At 46.5% G+C, this 19174-nt stretch carries 18 protein-coding genes; 6 read left to right on the forward strand and 12 right to left on the reverse strand.

The window, feature by feature from the left end:
- From QUA57_RS25425 to QUA57_RS25480, 12 genes are all read right to left on the reverse strand, one after another.
- Positions 1-373 (reverse strand): SDR family NAD(P)-dependent oxidoreductase (locus QUA57_RS25425; RefSeq protein ID WP_333064420.1); only part of this gene is annotated, 373 nt, incomplete at its 3' end.
- Between the two features lie 162 nt (positions 374-535).
- Positions 536-1129: an ester cyclase gene (locus tag QUA57_RS25430; RefSeq protein WP_333064421.1), complete on the reverse strand. Its 594-nt coding sequence runs from the start codon at positions 1127-1129 to the stop codon at positions 536-538.
- A gap of 100 nt (positions 1130-1229) precedes the next feature.
- Positions 1230-1760: an SgcJ/EcaC family oxidoreductase gene (locus QUA57_RS25435; protein WP_333064422.1), complete on the reverse strand. Its 531-nt coding sequence runs from the start codon at positions 1758-1760 to the stop codon at positions 1230-1232.
- Positions 1761-1869: 109 nt separating this feature from the next.
- Complete coding sequence (locus tag QUA57_RS25440; RefSeq protein WP_333251401.1) at positions 1870-2916, reverse strand: LLM class flavin-dependent oxidoreductase; 1047 nt, start codon at positions 2914-2916, stop codon at positions 1870-1872.
- Positions 2917-3005: 89 nt separating this feature from the next.
- Positions 3006-3905, reverse strand: a complete 900-nt coding sequence (locus QUA57_RS25445) for a pirin family protein (RefSeq protein WP_333064424.1) — start codon at positions 3903-3905, stop codon at positions 3006-3008.
- Between the two features lie 135 nt (positions 3906-4040).
- Positions 4041-4397, reverse strand: coding sequence for an AraC family transcriptional regulator (locus QUA57_RS25450; protein WP_333064425.1), 357 nt, complete (start codon positions 4395-4397; stop codon positions 4041-4043).
- Positions 4398-4486: 89 nt separating this feature from the next.
- Positions 4487-4702: an SDR family oxidoreductase gene (locus QUA57_RS25455; protein ID WP_333064443.1), complete on the reverse strand. Its 216-nt coding sequence runs from the start codon at positions 4700-4702 to the stop codon at positions 4487-4489.
- Positions 4653-5234, reverse strand: coding sequence for an SDR family NAD(P)-dependent oxidoreductase (locus QUA57_RS25460; RefSeq protein WP_333064426.1), 582 nt, complete (start codon positions 5232-5234; stop codon positions 4653-4655). The genes QUA57_RS25455 and QUA57_RS25460 overlap by 50 nt, the downstream gene beginning before the upstream one ends.
- Entirely contained in the window at positions 5231-5413 is a 183-nt protein-coding gene (locus tag QUA57_RS25465) for a hypothetical protein (protein WP_333064427.1), read from the reverse strand. Before QUA57_RS25465 ends, QUA57_RS25460 begins: the two co-directional genes overlap by 4 nt.
- Positions 5414-5600: 187 nt before the next feature.
- Positions 5601-6158, reverse strand: a complete 558-nt coding sequence (locus QUA57_RS25470; RefSeq protein ID WP_333064429.1) for a DsbA family protein — start codon at positions 6156-6158, stop codon at positions 5601-5603.
- A gap of 218 nt (positions 6159-6376) precedes the next feature.
- Positions 6377-7006, reverse strand: a complete 630-nt coding sequence (locus QUA57_RS25475) for a response regulator transcription factor (RefSeq protein WP_333064431.1) — start codon at positions 7004-7006, stop codon at positions 6377-6379.
- 12 nt (positions 7007-7018) lie between these two features.
- A complete protein-coding gene (locus tag QUA57_RS25480) occupies positions 7019-14056 on the reverse strand; it encodes a PAS domain S-box protein (protein WP_333064432.1) in 7038 nt (2345 codons plus the stop codon).
- A gap of 150 nt (positions 14057-14206) precedes the next feature.
- Here QUA57_RS25480 and QUA57_RS25485 point away from each other — a divergent pair, with 150 nt between their 5' ends.
- The 6 genes from QUA57_RS25485 (at position 14207) to QUA57_RS25510 (ending at position 19089) form a co-directional block, all read left to right on the forward strand.
- The gene (locus QUA57_RS25485) at positions 14207-14710 is read left to right on the forward strand and encodes a WD40 repeat domain-containing protein (protein WP_333064435.1); all 504 of its coding nucleotides are present in this window, start codon (positions 14207-14209) and stop codon (positions 14708-14710) included.
- 91 nt (positions 14711-14801) lie between these two features.
- Complete coding sequence (locus tag QUA57_RS25490; RefSeq protein ID WP_333064437.1) at positions 14802-14957, forward strand: hypothetical protein; 156 nt, start codon at positions 14802-14804, stop codon at positions 14955-14957.
- 236 nt (positions 14958-15193) lie between these two features.
- The gene (locus QUA57_RS25495; RefSeq protein WP_333064438.1) at positions 15194-15892 is read left to right on the forward strand and encodes a hydrolase; all 699 of its coding nucleotides are present in this window, start codon (positions 15194-15196) and stop codon (positions 15890-15892) included.
- A gap of 162 nt (positions 15893-16054) precedes the next feature.
- Positions 16055-16717, forward strand: coding sequence for an isochorismate family cysteine hydrolase YcaC (ycaC, locus tag QUA57_RS25500; protein ID WP_333064439.1), 663 nt, complete (start codon positions 16055-16057; stop codon positions 16715-16717).
- Positions 16718-16884: 167 nt separating this feature from the next.
- Positions 16885-18441, forward strand: coding sequence for an iron uptake porin (locus QUA57_RS25505; RefSeq protein ID WP_333064441.1), 1557 nt, complete (start codon positions 16885-16887; stop codon positions 18439-18441).
- 69 nt (positions 18442-18510) lie between these two features.
- On the forward strand, positions 18511-19089 hold the full coding sequence (locus tag QUA57_RS25510) for an antibiotic biosynthesis monooxygenase (protein WP_333064442.1): 579 nt from the start codon (positions 18511-18513) through the stop codon (positions 19087-19089).
- The last annotated feature ends 85 nt before the right edge of the window (positions 19090-19174 follow it).

Here is a 19174-nt window from a genome sequence, read left to right on the forward strand (position 1 = left end):
TCATTATTGTTCCATAATATTTCTGCAGAAAGAGGTATTGACAAAATCTACTCCTTTCTAACTTGTTACCAATGATCAATGAGGGATTTTCGCCGACAGTTCCTGCATTATTAAAGGCAATATTTAACCGACCAAAAACGCCAACCGCTTTATCAACCATTGCTTTAACATCGGCTTCTTTCGTGACATCTGCTTGCACAAAAATCGCCTCTCCGCCAGCTTCTTTGATCAATCGAACAGTTTCTTCACCTTCATCCATTCGACGGCTAACAACAACAACCTTTGCTTGTTGTTGGGCATAAGCGATCGCGGTTGCTCTACCAATTCCCGATGTTCCGCCAGTCACCAAAGCAACCTTGTCTTTCAGCATCATGATAGTTACCTCTTGTTGTGAATGGTTGTGTCACTTTGTCAAAAACTCAATGAGCAATACGTGTAGGAGCCAGCAATAAGAAGCACCTCCTACAACCAGGATGAGTACGATCCTGGTTGCAAAATGGCGGGTTTAGGCATTGATATTTGCTGGCTCCTACACTTAGTCGCGATTGCTGGCACGATCGAGCAGTGCGTTTGAGGGCAAGCTCGAATCAAGTACCTTGCGTGCACTGTCAACCCCTACAACGGGCAGCGTAACCGGATCAAGCATGCCGAGTTGAACCAATACAGTCGCCTGATCCCAGTAGAGGTGTTCATGGGCTAACTTGCCGTCACGGAACCGAATAATCGCGACCACTGGCACTTCAACCTGTTTCCCGGTCGGAGCAATGCCGGGTAGCATCCAATCCATCTGGATTGTATGAGTGAACCTAACCAGCATTTCATCGACGAGTTGATTGGTTCCGATTGTGCGCGAGACCGGAGCCAGCTCTAGATCCGGCGGCATCTGTGGAATGAAGTACTTGGAATAAAACTCACGCAGTGCCGATTTTCCTACTCCCCCAGTCATTACCGGAATGTGATTCACGTAAGCGTCCTCAACCATTGTAGCGAGAGCATCTTCAGGGCTGTGAGTACCAAACTCGTGCCCGATATGCTCTTCCCAAACCGCTTGTAAAGCTTCCTGAGCAGGTGTCAGATTGGGGGTTGCCTGTACATTTGCTTGTTTGTCTACAGTTTGCTCTTTGACCACGTTAGATTCTCCTAGTTTGTTCTATCTCAACTGTATTGATTCCAATGCTTAACTTCTTTCAAATTCTTATTTCATTCGCAATCGTTGCCAAATTCTTTGTTTACTCACGCGATTGAAGTGAAGCCTGCTTGATATCTATAACGAGATCGGTTAATTGACGTTGAGCCTCTTCACTCAGCGAGTCAAACTCGTCCAGGAAAAATTGCCGTTCTAGCGTCAACTTCCGGGCATTGAGTAGCCCTTCAATTTGCCAATCTCGATCACGTTTCATCATGACGAATAGCTGCATCGAATTTCGTGACGGTGAAGTTTCGGGTTGTGCGGGCAGCATTACCCTGACAGCTCCGCTCATGAGAGCAAGTTGAGAATTCAGGAAGTGGACGAAATTCACCTCCCGCTCCAGGCGTGTTCCTTTGACAACGGTGTCGAAGGCTTGCTGATTAAATTCAGCTATTTCTTTTCGACCCTTGAGATGCGTTCCCTCAAACGCGATGAAGTCGGCAGTTTCACTAAACGGAGCAGCAAAGTCTTCACCGCTGCCTCGATTCCAAGCATCAATCATCTGGTGAAGAAAATCACGAATTGCCGACTCGTCAGCAGTGGTGGTGGTTTGAGCTGTTTGTGAATTCATAGTTTTGGGCACCTAAATTACAATGATGCGGTTGCCTCAATTTCACCCAATGTTTCTTGTGAGCTATATATAGAACGATGGCTAGGTTGTCTACGATCGCGAGCATATTTTAATTGTTCAAGAGTGGCGACATTCGCATTCCAATCAGTTCAATGGAGCGCATCAGTTGGGCGTGGTTCATCTGCGCGTTGTCCATTTGAAACGTTACCCTCGAAATGCCGCCGAGCGATTCGCTGTGACGGCGGATTTTCTCCGCTACTTCTTCGGGACTGCCGACGAGTAACGCGCCGGTTGCGCCGCGCTGCGCGTCAAAAGCGGCGCGCGTAACGGGCGGCCAGCCTCTCTCTCTGCCGATTCTAGTGAAGGTTTCGGCGTAGCCTGGAAAGAACTCTTCAATGGCTTGCTCGGTCGTGTCGGCGACATAACCGATTGAATGCAATGAAACTTTCAATGCTTCGGGCGCGTGTCCGGCGCGCGCTCCGGCATCGCGGTATAAATCGACGAGCGAACGAAAGCGATGCGTTTCGCCGCCGATAATGGCGACCACGAGCGGCAGTCCAAGCATTCCGGCGCGGCGGAAAGACTGCGGCGTACCGCCGACCCCGATCCAGATGGGAAACGGCTTTTGCAGCGGACGCGGATAAATCGCTTGGTTTTCCAGCGCGGGGCGAAATTTGCCCGACCAATCGACCGTTTCATTGTCCCGAATTTTGAGCAAGAGTTCGAGCTTTTCAGCAAAAATCTCGTCGTAATCGCCGAGACTTAATCCGAATAGCGGAAAGGCTTCGGTGAACGAGCCGCGCCCGACCACCATTTCGGCGCGACCTTTTGAAATCAAATCGAGCGTGGCGAATTGTTGAAACACGCGCACCGGGTCAGCCGCGCTCAGCACCGTAACCGCGCTGGTTAGACGGATGCGCTCGGTGCGTGCGGCGGCAGCGGCGAGAATAACCGCGTTTGCCGAATCTAAAAATTCATGGCGATGATGCTCGCCGATACCGAAGATATCCAAGCCGGAACGATCCGCCTGCTCTATTCTCTCCAGCAGTTCGGCGACAGACTGTGCGGCATCCGCAGTTTCACCATTCTCACTCGTTCCAACCGAGGCAAAACTGTCAATTCCAACTTCCATGTCATTTCCCAAGCGTTTTGCCAATGAAATAGACTTAATCCGAAATAGTAGAAAGCCTTGCTGTACGAGTTAAGCGACTGTTCTCTCGCTCAGCAAAAAACGCTTAATCATCGTCAGCTCAGAGGGGTCACGCTACTACCGCGATCTGAATAATCAGGGAGCGGAATGAATTCAGTTTCACCGGGAACCGCCGGGAAGCGGCGGTCTTGCCAATCTCGTTTTGCCTGCTCGATACGCGCTGAGCGGCTCGACACAAAGTTCCAGTACTTTGTGCGATCGCCCACTGGTGCCCCGCCGATAATCATTGCTTTTGCCTCAGCCTCCGCCCGGATATCTACTGATTCATCCGGCGCTAGAACGGCTAGACAATATGGTTCTAACGGCTCTCCATTTACGAACAGGCCGGATGTGACGCTATAAACTGCCCTTTCTAAACCTTCGGTTGGTGCTAGCTGAAATTGACTACCCTCTGTGAAAACGAGCGCTAGGTAAAGAGTAGCAGAATAGGTTTTAACGGGTGATTGGTGAGACTGGTAGCTACCGGCGATCAAGGTCGCGCTGGTGCCTGTCTGAATCCACCTCGGTAAATCAGTCGCCGGATAATGTGAAAAGCTGGGTTCAACTTCTTCAGCGGTTTCGGGGAGGGCAATCCAGGTCTGAATGCCGTGAAGAGTAGATTCTTTCTCTCTAAAGCTCTCGGGCGATCGCTCAGAATGAACAATACCTTTGCCCGCTGTCATCCAGTTCACCTCGCCCGGAAAAATCTCTTGTACTGTCCCTAGACTATCTCTATGCAGAAGGCTTCCTTCAAACAAATAGGTAACCGTCGCTAAATTGATGTGGGGATGAGGTCTAACATCGACGCCTTTTCCAGCCGGGAAAATAGATGGGCCTAAGTGATCAAAGAAGATGAAAGGACCAACCATTTTTAGGGTTTCACTCGGTAAGATGCGCTGTACGCTAAACCCACCTAGGTCGTGCTTTTCAGGCGTGATCAATTGCTGAATACTCATTTTTGTCCGATCCATTCTTAGTTGACGTTGTGGACGAAGATACAATCTTAGTTCTGTTGCTGCTTCAGATTCTTGCCTAACTTAATGTCAATTTAATGAGTTCCAAGGCTCGATTTCTTTCAGATTCTTATGGCGCTAACGAATCTGCTTGGGGGTCTTTCCCGTGAATCGCTTGAAGTGCTGCGTCAAATGGCTTTGGCTGGAGAAGCCGACTTGCAGGGCAATGTCCGCGATCGCCAGATCTGTTTTCGATAGCATCAATTTTGCCTGTTCCACGCGCTGCTGAATCACGTACTGACGGGGAGAAATTCCCATTGTTTGCTTAAACAAACTTGCAAAGTAAGTCGGGCTAATATTGATCACTTCTGCAAGTTCCGTCAGTGATAAATCTCGATCAAGGTGAGCACGAATATAGCCGATCACTTGCTGTAATCGAGTGTGCGTTAAGCCCTTACGCTTGGCTTTAAGGGTTGGCGTTGTAATTGTTAGCATGGTTCAAAGATTGGCAATTTGCTCAACAAAACAGACAAAAGCTAGCCATCGCGCATTCGATCACTGCAATATTTTGCATTGCCGAGCGACTACTGCGCTACATACCCACCATCTACCATCAACGTTTCACCTGTTATGAACGATGCCATATCAGATGATAAAAACAGGACTGCATTTGCAACTTCAAGCGGTGTGCCAACTCGTCCGATCGGGTGAAGTCCTATCAAGTAAGCTTTGGCTTCATCTGTAACTGCTTCAAACAGATCTGTTTGGATTGCCCCTGGTGCAACGACATTGATGCGAATACCCGCTTTGGCATATTGGAGTGCAGCAGCTTTTGTTAAACCTACTACCGCATCGTTTACTCGCGGTGTAGAGGAGTATGTTAGGAAGTGCAACGACTCCAACCGCAGATGCCATATTGACGATCGCACCACTTCCCTGTTTCAACATCTGAGCAATTTCATATTTCATCGACAACCAAACACCTTTGACATTGACATTCATAGTGCGGTCATATTCAGCTTCTGTTTGCTCAATCAATGAGGAATTTTCGCCGCCCATTCCTGCATTATTAAAGGCAATATCCAACCGACCAAAAACGTCAACCGTTTTATCAACTATTGCTTTAACATCGGCTTCTTTCGTGACATCTGCTTGCACAAAAATAGCCTCTCCGCCAGCATCCTGAATCAATCTAACCGTTTCTTCACCTTCATCAATTCGACGACCAACTACCACCACCTTTGCTTGTTGTTTGGCATAAGCGATCGCCGTTGCTCTGCCGATTCCCGATGTACCACCAGTGACTAACGCCACTTTATCTTGGAGTATCATTCTCTTTCTCCTGTTTCAATTTCGTCAGTTTGTATCAAGTAAACTTGTCTCAGCAACTCAGTGACTTCTTGCGCGATCGCAATCAGGGCATGATTGACTGAGAAGTCGCGAAGAGAATCAGTCTGAGGTGTACTTTCATGCCCAGAATTATTCTTGCCTTGTACTAGTAAACGTGTCATAGAATTATCCTCAATGAAATACTGATTTGTGATTCACTAAATCAATACGCAGGAATTCAGTTTTTGGCATGGTTCAAGAAGCGGTAATTTTGTTCAGCAGAATAGGCAAAGTCTAGCCATCAAAATTAGATGGCTTACAACACTTACAGGCAAGTCAGATATGAATTGAGAGCAAAGATCGGGGAACTTAATGACTTGCAGCAATCAGGGCAGCCATCAACTCCGTAGTGTTCCAGCGCTCGGTATACCGAATTCCATTGATAAACAGGGCTGGGGCAGTCGTTACTCCACTCTCTATTCCGCCTTCGATATCTTCGTTGATGCGATCAACATGCACTTGTTTAGACAACTCTTTGAGAAATTGAGGAATGTCAAGCCTTAAATCATTGGCGTACTCGACAAGATAACCGTTCTCCAACCTTTGTTGATGGTCAAATAAGGTATCGCTCATTAACCAAAACTTTCCTTGGGCGGCGGCGGCAACGGCTGCTTGGGCTGCCCGTTGAGCATGGGGATGAATCTGTGTTTGTGGAAAATGACGGAAGATGAAGCATAAATAATCTTCTCCAAAAGCAGCACTAAGCTCTCGTTTGATCGCTTTAATCAGCTTGTAAACGTCCGCACTTCTAGGGCATTGATAATCTCCGTACATCACCAGCACTACCTTGGCACTCAGAATACCTTGAATCCAATCTTGAGTTGAAAGTGGTACAAGTAAAGACCTGTGGCTACGATCGTCGCTCATCTTTTTACATTTGCATCAAGCATAGAACCATGCAATTTACTTGCTCGATCCATTTGCATGACTGTTTGCATAAATTCAATATAGGAGATCGCCTTCAAGCTGTCGTCTATAGTGAGTTAAAAGTTTGACAGTAGAAATTGATAGAGTAATCGTTCCATCGCAAAGTAGAAGGCCGGCTCTAACTTAAGTTAGAATCGGAATTCGATCGAAAGTACACCCTACAAACTGACAATGCCGCGCTTAACGGCAACAATCACCGCTTGGGTACGATCGCTCACATCCAACTTATTCAAAATCCGATTGACATGAGATTTAACCGTGCCTTCACCAATACTCAAAGCTGCCGCAATATCCGCATTACTCATTCCCTGTGCCAGCGAGCGGAGTACTTCTAATTCTCTTTCACTCAGTTCTGGATTGCTGAGGCGCTGTACTAACTTTGCTCCCACATCAGGCGGAATATACTTCTGACCCCGATGAACGGTGCGAATCGCATTCAGAAGCTCTTCAGGTTCAGTTTCTTTCAGCAGGTATCCTTTTGCGCCTGCCTGCAATCCCCGATAAATATCTTCGTCACTATCATACGTGGTCAGTACAATAATCCGAGCAGATTTAACGCTCGCACAAATTGCACCGATGGCGGCGACCCCCTCTACTTCAGGCATTCGCAGATCCATTAGCGTTACATCTGGTTGGTGTTCCCGAAAGGCGGCGATCGCCTGTTCCCCATTTTCGGCTTGTGCAATCACCTGCATATCTGGGTCACGGTTAATAATCGTGGCTAATCCTTGCCGAAAAATGGCGTGATCGTCCGCAATCAGAACCCGAATGGTCGTAGCTTGGCTCATTGTAATGCTCACTCAAAGGTTGACGGTGACAATAATTTCTGTTCCTTGTCCAGGTTGACTCCTAATCGTGAGTTGTGCGCCGATGCGCTCAGCCCGTTCGCTCATGCCGAGTAAGCCAAAACCCTCAGAGGCTGAAATACTGCCAACTCCAAAGCCCTGTCCATTGTCTCTCACGCGCAAGCAAAACTGATCGCGATCGTAGACTAGCTCCACTCGAATTTCGTCAGCATTGGCGTATCTAATCGCATTAGTTAATGCTTCCTGCCCAATCCGTAGTAAGTTATTCTCGACTTCAGTGGGTAGAGAATACACTGCACCCTCAATCTCATAATATAGAGTGACATCCATTGCGGCAGTTCTGATTTGAGCGATGAGACGATGGAGAGCGCTCTGTAAACTGCCCTCCTCCAAAAGCTGAGGACGGAGCGCCACGACCGATCGCCGCGCTTCAGTCAGTCCAGTTCGCGCCAATTCTTTAATCAGGTCTAGGTGTGCCTGAGCTGCTTCTAAATCATCCGTTAGCACCTGGTTTGCAGCACCTACCTGAGCCAGAATACCTGTAAACGACTGAGCGAGTGTGTCGTGAATTTCGCGTGCCATGCGGTTGCGCTCTTCCAGAATCGAGGCTTCTTCTGCTTGCTTCAGCGCCGTAATATCTCGCGCTAGCCAAATCACCCGATCGTGGTCGATTGGTGCAATGCGAGCCGAAAACCAGGCTTCTCGTCCATTTAGAAACGCACTGTACTCGACTGTGAGGGTTTGTTGGGTTCTCAGCACCTGCTGAATATAACTTAGAAATTCATCGGCTTGTTCCTTTCCGAGTTGATGCATGGTTTTACCAATCATCTCCTCAATGGGTTGCCATAGCAGATTTGGCTCCTGTACTATGATTTCAAGGAATCGCCCTTCAGCAGTCAGTACAAACAGCGGATCGGGAATGGCTGAAAAGAGCGCCCGCAGTTCTGCTTCAGAGGCTTGCAATGCTGCTTCTGCTTGCTTGCAATCGTTGATATCCGTAACAACTCCCAACGCTCGGATGGGTTCACCGGATTCATTCCAGGTAACAATTTTGCCGACAGAACGAATCCATTTCCACTGACCATCCTGGGTACGAAGGCGATACTCTACTTGAAAGTTGGGGATTTCTCCAGTAATACAAGCACGGTAGGTTGCGACAACTGATTCTCTGTCATCAGGATGCAAACGAGCAATCCATTCAGGAATGGTTTCGTGGAATGTTGCTGGATCGTAGCCCAGCATTAAAGCGTATTCCGGGTTAACAATTCTTTCTTCAGTCTTTAAATCGAAATCGTAGAGTCCTTGATTTGAAGCGGTTAATGCTAAGCGTAGTCGTTCTTCACTCGTTTGTAGAGCGGCTTCTGCTTGCTTGCGATCGCTAATATCCGCAATCACCCCTTCAATGTAGTCATCGTCTGCATTCAGATAAGCAGAGAAAAGTCCCCAAAATACTGTCCCATCTCGTTTTCGCCCCTGTGCTTCATAGCTTCGCACTTCCCGATCCCGCTTCAGCACCTCAAGGAATTGTTGGCGATCGCTGGGATTTACATAGTAGTCTGTGGCGTGTTCAAGCCCAATCATCTCCTCTGATGAATCAAAGCCAAGCAGATTGGCATAGCGTTGATTGGCATCGAGAAGTAATCCATCCGAGAGGCGGGTGCGGAAGATGCCAACCTGTGAGTTTTCAAAAATATTGCGGAACTTAGCTTCACTGCGTTGTAATGCCTCTTCTGCTTGTCTACGCTGGGTGGTGTCATTGCCCACCGATAAGATTTCAACGACCTCTCCCTGTTCATTGAAGATGGCTTGATTCGACCAGGCAATCCAAACCCGTCTACCGTCTCGACAAAGGTTTTCATTCTCGGTTTGCAAGTAAGCTTGAGGCAAGGAAACTTCAAGATTGTGAAACAGATTGTGAACAAACTGCTTGAGATCGCGTCCAGATGTTTCGGTTTCTGGAACGATTGTTTCCAGTAGGGTATGCCCTAAAATCTGATCTTCCTCATAACCAAAAAAGCTCAGTCCATAGTCATTCATGTATCGAATTCGTCCTTGCCTATCCGTGCGAAGGATGATTGAATTCGCAGTTTGAATCAGGTTACGGTAATTGGCCTCACTTTGTCGTAACGCAGCAGTTCGTTCTGCGACCTGTTGCTCTAAAGTGCAGTTGTAGTCGGCTAGGAGTTTCTCGGCTTGTTTGCGCTCTGTAATGTCCTGAAAGGTAGCGATCGCATAAGTGATATTGCCCTGTCGATCAAAAACTGGTGTTCCCCGTGCCTCAATTAGAATTGTGACATGATCTCGACGAATTTCTATATCTTCAGTCCTGATGCGTTCGCCCCTTAATGCCCGCACAATAGGCAAGCTCTTTGCTGGATAGATTTGATCCGTTCCCGCTACATAAAGCTGATAAGCCTCTGAGATCTGCTCCGGTGCTATAGAAGTATCAGTTTCTTTGCCTATGAGTTGATTGCCGCATTGGTTGGCATAGTAAGGGCGACCCGCCGCATCCACGATCGCAATTCCCACCGGAATCGCTTCAAGGAACTGGGTAATCTTGCTTTCCTTAGCCTGCAGCTCTGAGTAAAGGTTGGCATTTTCGATGGCGATCGCTGCCTGAGTCGATAATAGCTGCAAGACCTGCGATCGCTCTGGTGTAAATACTCTAGCTGCTAACCGATTTTCTAAATACAACACACCGACCAGCTTGGCTTGATTCAGCAGCGGCAAACAGAAAATAGATTGAGGCTGGTTCTGTTGAATGTATGGCTCCTTAATAAAAGCACCTTCACGAGTCGCATCATTTAAGATGACAGGCTTCAGAGTCCGAATCACATATTGAATGATTGATTCTGGCAATTGATCGGCAATTGGAATAGACTGTAACACCTGAGTCGCACAAGCATTCTCATCGGCATTGAGTTCACAAGCCGCTTCAATCGACCATTCTCCTGAGTTTTCTAAAATCAGATATCCGGTTTGTGCGCCAGCATTCTCAATTACAGTTTGCATCAGTGATCGCAGCAATTGCTTCAGTTCAATTTCACGAGAAATCGCCTGTGAAGCTTTCATCACTGCTGCTAAATCGAAATCAGTATGGAAGGGATTAGAGATAGTTTTAGCAGTAATAGGAATTGATGCGGAAGCGGATCTAGACGACTGAGAAAAGAACTGTGGATAGCGAGTTTCTAAGTCTTTAACTTTAGCGGTTGCGCCCCAGCGATCGTAGCAATAGTGCGCCTCTTTCATGTAGGTTTGAGCAAATTTTTCTCGACCTCGCGCTAGATAATGTTTAGCCGCTAATTCATAAGCTAATGCTTCTTCTTGGATAAACTCATTTTCGGCAGCACCTGCGATCGCTTGTTCATAAAACTCTTCAGCCTCAAGAATTTGCCCTAAGACTCGCGCTTTCTCTGCCTCGACTAGATAAAATTGATGTAGATAATTCATTGGGGCGTGTTCTGCCCATTTTTTCACCTTTTCTTGGTTGGAGCTAACACAGTTTAGCCAAGCTACTTTTTCAGAGTTTGAAGCATCAAGCAATAGGCTCAAAAGCGCTAGAGAATGATAGAAACAGAATACAGGTAAAAGCTTTATTGCCGACGCTTCTTCAAAATGTCGCCTTGCCAAAATAGCAGTCTTTACAGCTTGATGGTGTTCTCCAAATAGATAACACAACATGACTTTGTGCAAATAGAGTATTTGAATTGCAATTCCATCTTTAACTGCAATAGCGTGTGGTAACGCCTCCTCTTCATTAAACACCCGACCAACTAAGTGGCTGGAATTCTCAGCCCTATCTAACAAATTAAGAATGGTCTGCCACACTATTGCAATCCAAGTCAAGGGGCTTTCCCGTCTGATTCGATCAACCGCTTTGCTGTAGGTTGCCATTTTCTGTTCCAGTTGGGTGAGTTCCTCACCGACGAAAAACGAGTGGTGGCACACGGTATATGCAACATAACTAACGATTTCAAAGTCTCCGGTTTCCACTCCTTCCTGATAAGCCTCAACCAGCAGTGGTATCGTCTCCTTAAGATGTACTTTCCATTGCATAACATGATAACTAAATATGTGTAATGCTTTAACCTTGCCTTTTTTGGTATTCAATCGTTCCGCTAAGCTAAGAGCCAATTGACCAAATTTATAGCCGAGTTCAATGTCTTGAACAACTCCACATAGAACAAACCCGTAGCCAGCATAGCTCAGTGGTGACCAGGTAGCATTGCCGTAGTTGATTGATAAATTCACCATTTTGCAAGCAATCAGTATCACCAGTGCTGGTGATGCTATGAATGCAGCCGACCCTATATTCGCTAGGATTGACACTGCTGCTAGCGGTTCTGGTGCAGTCATCTCTGGTAAATTAATCAAGTCTTCAATTTCTCGTTCAGTAAGTAGTGCCACCATTGACTCCAATCCGCCTCGAACATCTAACTCACTTGGATTTTCTGGTAAAATCACTCCCAGGAGCTTCAACACTTCCAAGCCAATTTTTAGTGCTTCTTTCAGGTTGCCCTGTGACAAATATCTTTGAATGCTGCTATCGTAAACTTGCACTTTGTCAACCACTGTTTTGGCACGATCGAGTACCACTTCTACCAACTGTTCCATCTCATCAAAGCGACCCTGGAGATACGCCGCTTCTGCTGCTTCTGAGTACAGCGCTAAGGTCAGATTATACTCACTCTGCCAACTCTCTGAATTGAGGAGTTTAAGCCCTGTAGTGAAATACTTAAAAGCTGCTTCATAAGCCGTTGCTGCCTTTGCTTTCTGACCTGCCATTAAATTCAATCTGGCAATTTCAGTTCGTTCTGATCGAGCAGTGACTAGCTCAAGTCCTTGATTGAGATGATCAATGATTTCAAACAACCGATCGGATCGTTGCTCTGGTGAAGTTTTTTCGAGCAAATTGCCACCGATTTGGAGATGAATAACCTGTTTCTGCGATTCATCAATCAAAGCATAAGCCGCTTGCTGAACGCGATCATGCAGAAACTTATACTCTTGAACCAACAAGTCTTCGTCCAATTCAGACAGAGGTTGAATTAATCCCGCTTGTATTGCTTCTAATAAATCCTGAAAAATTGCTTTCGGTGATTTTTCGCAAACGATCGCTAACGTCTTTAAATCAAACTCAGACCCAACACAAGCAGCGATGGAGAGAAATTGCTGTGTTGCTTCCGGCAATTTCTGCAACTGACGCAACAACAACTCCACCACATTAGCAGTGATATCTTGAGCTTCAATCTCAGCTAGGTTCCACTGCCAACTCAACTGTTGAGGATCAAAGGTCAACAGGTTTTCGCCATACAGCAGCTTCAAAAATTCACCAACAAAGAAAGGATTGCCCTCGGTTTTACGCAACACGACTTGGGCTAAGGAACGAACGGTATCAGGATTGCGATGTAATGTCTCAGCTACCAGTTGAGTCAACGATTCCAATGTTAAAGGAGTCAGGGTGATTTCTTGAAGCGCTGCCCCCTGCTTTCGCAAGCTCTCCAGCATCAAAATTAATGAATGCGTTGAAGACACTTCATGATCTCGATAAGCTCCGATCAAAAGCAGGGATTGAGTTTGCTCGTCAAGCAATATGAGTTCAATTAACTTCAACGTCGCAGAATCAATCCACTGTAGATCGTCTAAAAAGATGACCAGGGGATGCTCTTTTGCACAAAATGTCCGCACAAACCTTTGAAACGTGAGATTGAAGCGATTCTGTGCTTCTGTTGCTCCAACTTCGGACACAGGCGGCTGCTTGCCAATAATGAACTCAACTTCGGGAATGACATCTATGATAATTTGTCCGTTGCTTCCCAAAGCAGTGAGTAGACGCGATCGCCATACTTCCACCTGTTCATTGGGTTCACCCAATAGTTGGTGCACCAATCTTTGCAGAGCATCGACGATCGCGCTGTAGGGAATGTTGCGCCGGAATTGGTCAAATTTACCCCAGATAAAATAGCCGTGCTTTGCGGTGATTGGTTTAAAGAGTTCCTGTACCAATGCTGTTTTGCCAACGCCAGCGTAACCAGAGACCAGCATTATTTCACGGACTCCCTTACTCCCTGCCACTCTGTCAAACGCCACCCATAATGCTGAAATCTCCGCTTCTCGCCCATACAGTTTTTGAGGAAGGCGGAACTGCTCGGAAACATCTTGCAGTCCCAACGATATGGCGTTAATCTGACCCATTTCCGCCAGTTGTTGGGCACAGCGCTCTAGATCTGCTTTGATGCCCCAGGCACTTTGATAACGATCCTCTGCATTTTTGGCCATCAGTTTCAAAATCAGATTTGAAACAAGTTGGGGGAGCGTGGCATTCAATTCATGCGGGGGAATCGGCGGTGTAGCAATGTGATAGTGAACTAGTTCCAGGAGATCGCTGGTGGGAAACGGCAATTGTCCCGTCAACAGTTCGTAGAAGGTTGCACCCAGTGAATAAAAGTCGGTGCGATAGTCGAGCATCCGGTTCATTCGCCCGGTTTGCTCTGGCGACAAATAGGCGGGGGTTCCTTCTAGAAGATAGAGACTTTTGAATGTGGGATTGGTGCGACTGAAGCGAGTGGCGTTGCCAAAATCAATGATTTTGACAACGCCAGTTCTCGGATTAAAGACAATGTTGCCAGGATTAATGTCTTTATGGATGACATGAGCCGCATGGATTTTGCCTAGAGTATCAGTAATGGCGATCGCCATATTCAAAAAAACCGACAACGGCATGGGACAGAAGTCTAATTGCTGCCGCATCCAGCATTCTAAAGACTCTCCACCAAAGTCTTCCAAAAGAAGAACCAGCGTGCGCTGGTAGTCTTGTTGGCTGTATGCCTTGACTACCCCTTCAATATTGAGAAAACGAGTAATTTCATACTCCTGCCGATAGCGAGTTAATTCATGAGGAGAGGGATAATCCTGCTTGAGAACTTTGGCAATCACTGCACAATCATCTTGCTCTCTGATGCCCCGATACACCAAAGAAGCTAAGCTCTCATAGATTTTGCTGTGGATAGTAATTCCAGGCAGGGTAATCATTGAATGCTCCCTCGATAAAGGACTGTCATCCGTTTCCCAAAGTATATCGCTTGCCAAACTCCAGAATATAAAGCTCCTTGTGTAGATCTTTATATCTTGACTTGTAATTGCTCAACTCAGTAGCCAATCAGACTGGTGTGAGGCAAGGGCATGGGAAATAGCCTGGAAGGCAGAGATACTCTGACGGCGAGCCGTATTACTGGGGTGTGTCGTTATGTATTGCAGGGGGATACAGGAGGGGTTTTCACCCTAGCATTTGCAGCCCACGATCAGCAGCTAATCAGCGGTAATTTTGATCGAACCATCCGAGTCTGGAATCTACAAACTGGTGAAAGTGTAAAAGTCTTGCGGGGACATACGGGTGGGATCTGGTCGGTTGCTGTATGCCTTGATAGTCAACTATTAGCGAGTGGCAGTGGCGATCGCACTATTCGGCTCTGGAATCTGCAAACTGGATCTTGTTTGAACGTCTTGCACGAACACACCAGTTGGGTCACGTCAGTCAGCTTTAGCCCAGATGGTCAGTTTTTAATCAGTGGCAGTAACGATCGCACCCTTAAAGTGTGGGACATCGCTACCGGATTTTGCATTCAGACATTGATGGTCGATCGGTTGTATGAATGTACTTTCGATCGAATTCGGATTCTAACTTAAGTTAGAGCCAGCCTTCTACTCTGCGATGGAACGGTTAATCTATCAATTTGCACTGTAAAAAATTTAACTTGCTATAGGCGACAGCTTGAAGGTGACCACCTATATTGAATTTGTGCAAACAGTCATGCAAATGGATCGAGCAAGTAAATTGCACGGTTCCATGCTTGAAGGCATGAATATTCAAGGTGCAACTGGATTAACGCACGCTCAATCAGCGACGTTGAAAGCATTAGGAGCAATTTCATAGTGAAGCGATCGCCCTTTGGGCACGCGACGCGAACGCCTTAACTCTGTGCTTAACTTGCGGATCTTAAGTGGCGAAATTTGGAGTTGTCTTGCAGACTCAGTTCATGGCGCGATCGCTTACGTCATCAACCCTTGAGGGTAAACAGACGTTTCACTTAAACGCACAAGCAGAGATGTTTAGCGTTTGATTTCATTCTGCAATTTCTCATTCACCAATTGCTCAAATAGGAGAGTTCTATGTCTAAAAATCAAAAAATCGGTCTAGAAGGACTGCTTCGTCCAGAAGATAGCATCCTGGTACTGATTGACCACCAGCCCTATCAGTTCACCAACTTGAACAGCCATGAACCTACGATGATCATTAACAATGTTATTGGTCTTGCCAAATCGGCAAAGGTGTTCAACGTACCCACAATCCTGACCACAGTCATTGAAGAAAGAGGGGGTTATATCATTAAGGGACTACAGGATGTTTTTCCTGATCAAAAACCGATTAACCGCACTTTCATCAATACCTGGGAAGATCCAAATGTGACAGATATAGTGAAGAAAAGTGGCCGCAAACAACTTATACTTGCTGCGCTTTGGACCGAGATTTGTCTCGCAATGCCAGCAATCCAGGCGCTGGGTGAAGGTTATGAAGTATTCATCGTTACCGATGCTTCGGGCGGTGTTACTGCGGAAGCTCATGACATGGCGGTTCGCCGTATGGTTCAGGCGGGTGCAGTTCCAATCAACTGGATGGCTGTACTTGCTGAATGGCAACGTGACTGGGCACGCACAGAAACATCTGCGGGTGTATCAGAGATTCTTCTTGAGCATGGCGGTGCTAGTGCAGTGGCCCTTGCATGGGAACTTCAGCTCCTTGCAACAATCCCTCCAGCGGACGGCAAACCTGTCCAGGTCAGCAATTCCTCCATCTTCATGGGTCGATAGTAAAATCCCATTGCCACCAGAAGATTAGCGAGGGAAATCCTCTCTAAACACAGTCTTCGTCCCTGCTATGACAAACAGCAGGTTAGGGACAGAAACTCTCTTATCCCTGATTTCATCCTGCAATTCCTCATTCACCAATCGCTCAGATAGGAGAATTACCCAATGTCTACATTAAAGTACAATCGTCTAGACAAGAATAATGCTGCGGTTTTACTGGTGGATCACCAAACTGGACTGTTCTCGCTTGTGCGTGATATTGGTGCTGCCGACTTCAAAAATAATGTGCTAGCGCTAGCAAGTATAGCCAAGTTTTTCAACCTGCCTACTGTTTTGACGACTAGCTTTGAGGACGGTCCCAATGGAGTCATCCTGCCGGAACTGAAGGAGAAGTTTCCTGATGCTCCCTTCATTCCGCGCCCCGGACAGATCAACGCTTGGGACAATGAAGACTTTGTTAAGGCCGTAGAAGCAACGGGTAAGAAGCAATTGATTATTGCTGGCATTGTCACGGATGTATGTGTTACTTTTTGTGCGCTTTCGGCATTGGAGGCAGGTTATGACGTTTTTGTGGTCACTGATGCCTCTGGCACCTTCGATGTTGCCTGTCGTGATGCCGCTTGGGATCGGATGTCTCGTGCTGGCGCTCAGTTGGTCAATTGGTTTAGCGTTGTGTGTGAATTGCACCGTGATTGGCGTAACGATATTGAAGGGCTAGGTAATCTCCTTGCAGAGTTTATTCCTGACTACAAAAACCTAATGACGAGCTATGCAGTAACATCAAATGCTGGCTCTGCCAATCGTGAACGCCTCATGACTCGTGTGTAACTGAGTGGATGTTGTCATTGCTCACTGATCCAGTTCATTTGCAGCATTGCAGCAGCACTGGATGATTTCGTGGAGGCTAGGAACGATCTCTGGCGATCGCTCCTAGCCAAGGTGACTGCTGCCGAAAATTGCCAAGAAATGCCGTGTTTTGAGGGGATTGATTCTCAATGAAACTTCTCTTTCAGTCGATTCTCTCATCGTGTCTGCTCTTTGGAGGCTCTCTGATTCACCCATCCCTGGTTGAGTCTGCCATTGCCCAGGATACCTTGCAAGGTCAAGTCACCTCTGTGAATCAACTGGCTGATGTGCAACCTACCGATTGGGCATTTGCAGCATTACAAGCCTTAGTCGATCGCTACGACTGTATGGTTGGTTATCCAAATCAACTATTTCAGGGCAATCGAGCCATTACTCGTTATGAGTTTGCTGCTGGGCTAAATGCTTGTCTAGATCGGCTAAATCAGCTACTAGCCAGTGCAACAGTAGATCTGGCGGAAAGAGAAAATTTACAAACACTACAAAAACTTCAAGCGGAATTTGCATCAGAACTCTCAACATTACGTGGACAGGTAGATTCCTTAGAAACCCGCACAACTCGATTAGAGTCTCAACTATTCTCTCCTACAACAAAATTGACTGGAGAGGTCGTTTTTGCTGTGAGCGGTGCATTGGGTAGTGATAGAGCTGTACCACCAGGAGAAACACCTGGTTCTAGGGGTGAGATCGGTGACACTATCATTTTTAGCGGTCGTGCGCGGTTGATCTTGGACACCAGTTTTACGGGGCAAGATTTACTGAGAATTAGATTTCAGGCTGGTAATATTCCAAACTTTAGAGCCGCCACAGGAACCAATATGGCTCGCCTAAGTTTTGATGGTAATACAGACAATCAGTTCATTCTCAATCAACTTTATTATCAATTTCCCATCGGGTCAGATACTAGGGTGACTGCGATCGCACAGGGCACTTTGTTTGATGTGGTTGATACGATTAACCCTCTATTGGGAAGTGATGGCAGAGGTTCGATTTCCGCCTTTGGGGTGCGTAGCCCTATCTATCGTGAAGAAACAGGTGGGACAGGTGTTGGTATCAACCATAACTTTAACTCAGCCATCAATTTGACACTGGTTTATCTTGCTAATAACGCCAACAACCCGACTGCGGGAGCTGGATTATTTGATGGTTCTTACTCTGCCTTAGCACAACTGACACTCAAACCCACAGAATCCTTAAGTTTGGGCTTAACCTATGCTCGTTCTTTGAATTCAATTGATATTGGTACAAGTAGTGCCATTACCAATGATCCGTTTAATGGAAACAGTACCAGCATTGTTGGGGATAGCTATAGTCTTACAGCTTCCTGGCTTGTTAACCCTGCTTTCAGATTGGGAGGATGGATAGGATATCTCCGGGCATCGGCGCAAGACCTCTCCAATGCTCCTACTGCTGAAATTTTTTACTACGCAGTTAATTTTGGATTTCCAGATTTGGGTAAGGAAGGAAACTTATTAGGTTTTGTTTTTGGACAACCGCCTAGAGTGATCAGCAATCAGTTTGGAGTAATCGATCCTAGGACCTCATTGCACTTTGAAATCTTCTACCGGTTTCAAATGAACGACTATCTCTCAATCACTCCTGGTGTAATCGTCATTACCAACCCTGAACACAACAGCAATAATGACACGATTTTTGTTGGCACCATTCGAACGACGTTTCAGTTTTAGAGTCTATACAGGCACGGTAAGAGCTGTTTTCCTGTTTTAACCATCCAATTTCCCGGGCTGTTAAATTCTATGTTGGAAGAACCATTGGCGAGCAATACCAGTCAAGAAAACTATCTAGTCACCGCCGTGATTTCTCATATCGTGAGACCAGGACGTGAACAAGGTTATGAAGCATGGTTTCATGGCATCGCCGCAGATGCACGAAAATTCAAGGGACATTTAGGTGTCAGCACGATTCGACCTCATGATCATGATCATCTTGAATACGTGGTCATTCTCAAGTTCGATTGCTACAACAATCTCAAAACCTGGATTGAATCAGATATTCGGCAAGAATGGATTGAGCGACTACAACCCTTAATTGAAAAGCCAGAAGCAATTCAAACCCTGACTGGGCTAGAAACCTGGTTTACGCTTCCTGACAAACCCATGAAGGCTCCACCTCCGCGCTACAAAATGGCGATCGTCACATGGCTGGCAGTGTTTTTTACGATATCTATTCTCAATCGTTTGCTAGTACCACTCCTAGCTGGGCTTCCGGTATTGCTCAGAACGTTGTTGGTTACAGGTCTAACGGTTGCCCTGCTGACCTACGTGATTATGCCGCGCCTCACCCAACTTTTTCGCAAATGGCTGTATCCCATTTGATCGAGTACATATAGTCATTTCAAATAAGTATGAGACACTCTTTCTGCACAATAAGCACGAATAACTTCATCAAGAGATGTGCCAG

It is taken from the genome of Microcoleus sp. Pol7_B2 (assembly GCF_036701035.1).
Taxonomy (GTDB): Bacteria; Cyanobacteriota; Cyanobacteriia; order Cyanobacteriales; family Microcoleaceae; genus Microcoleus.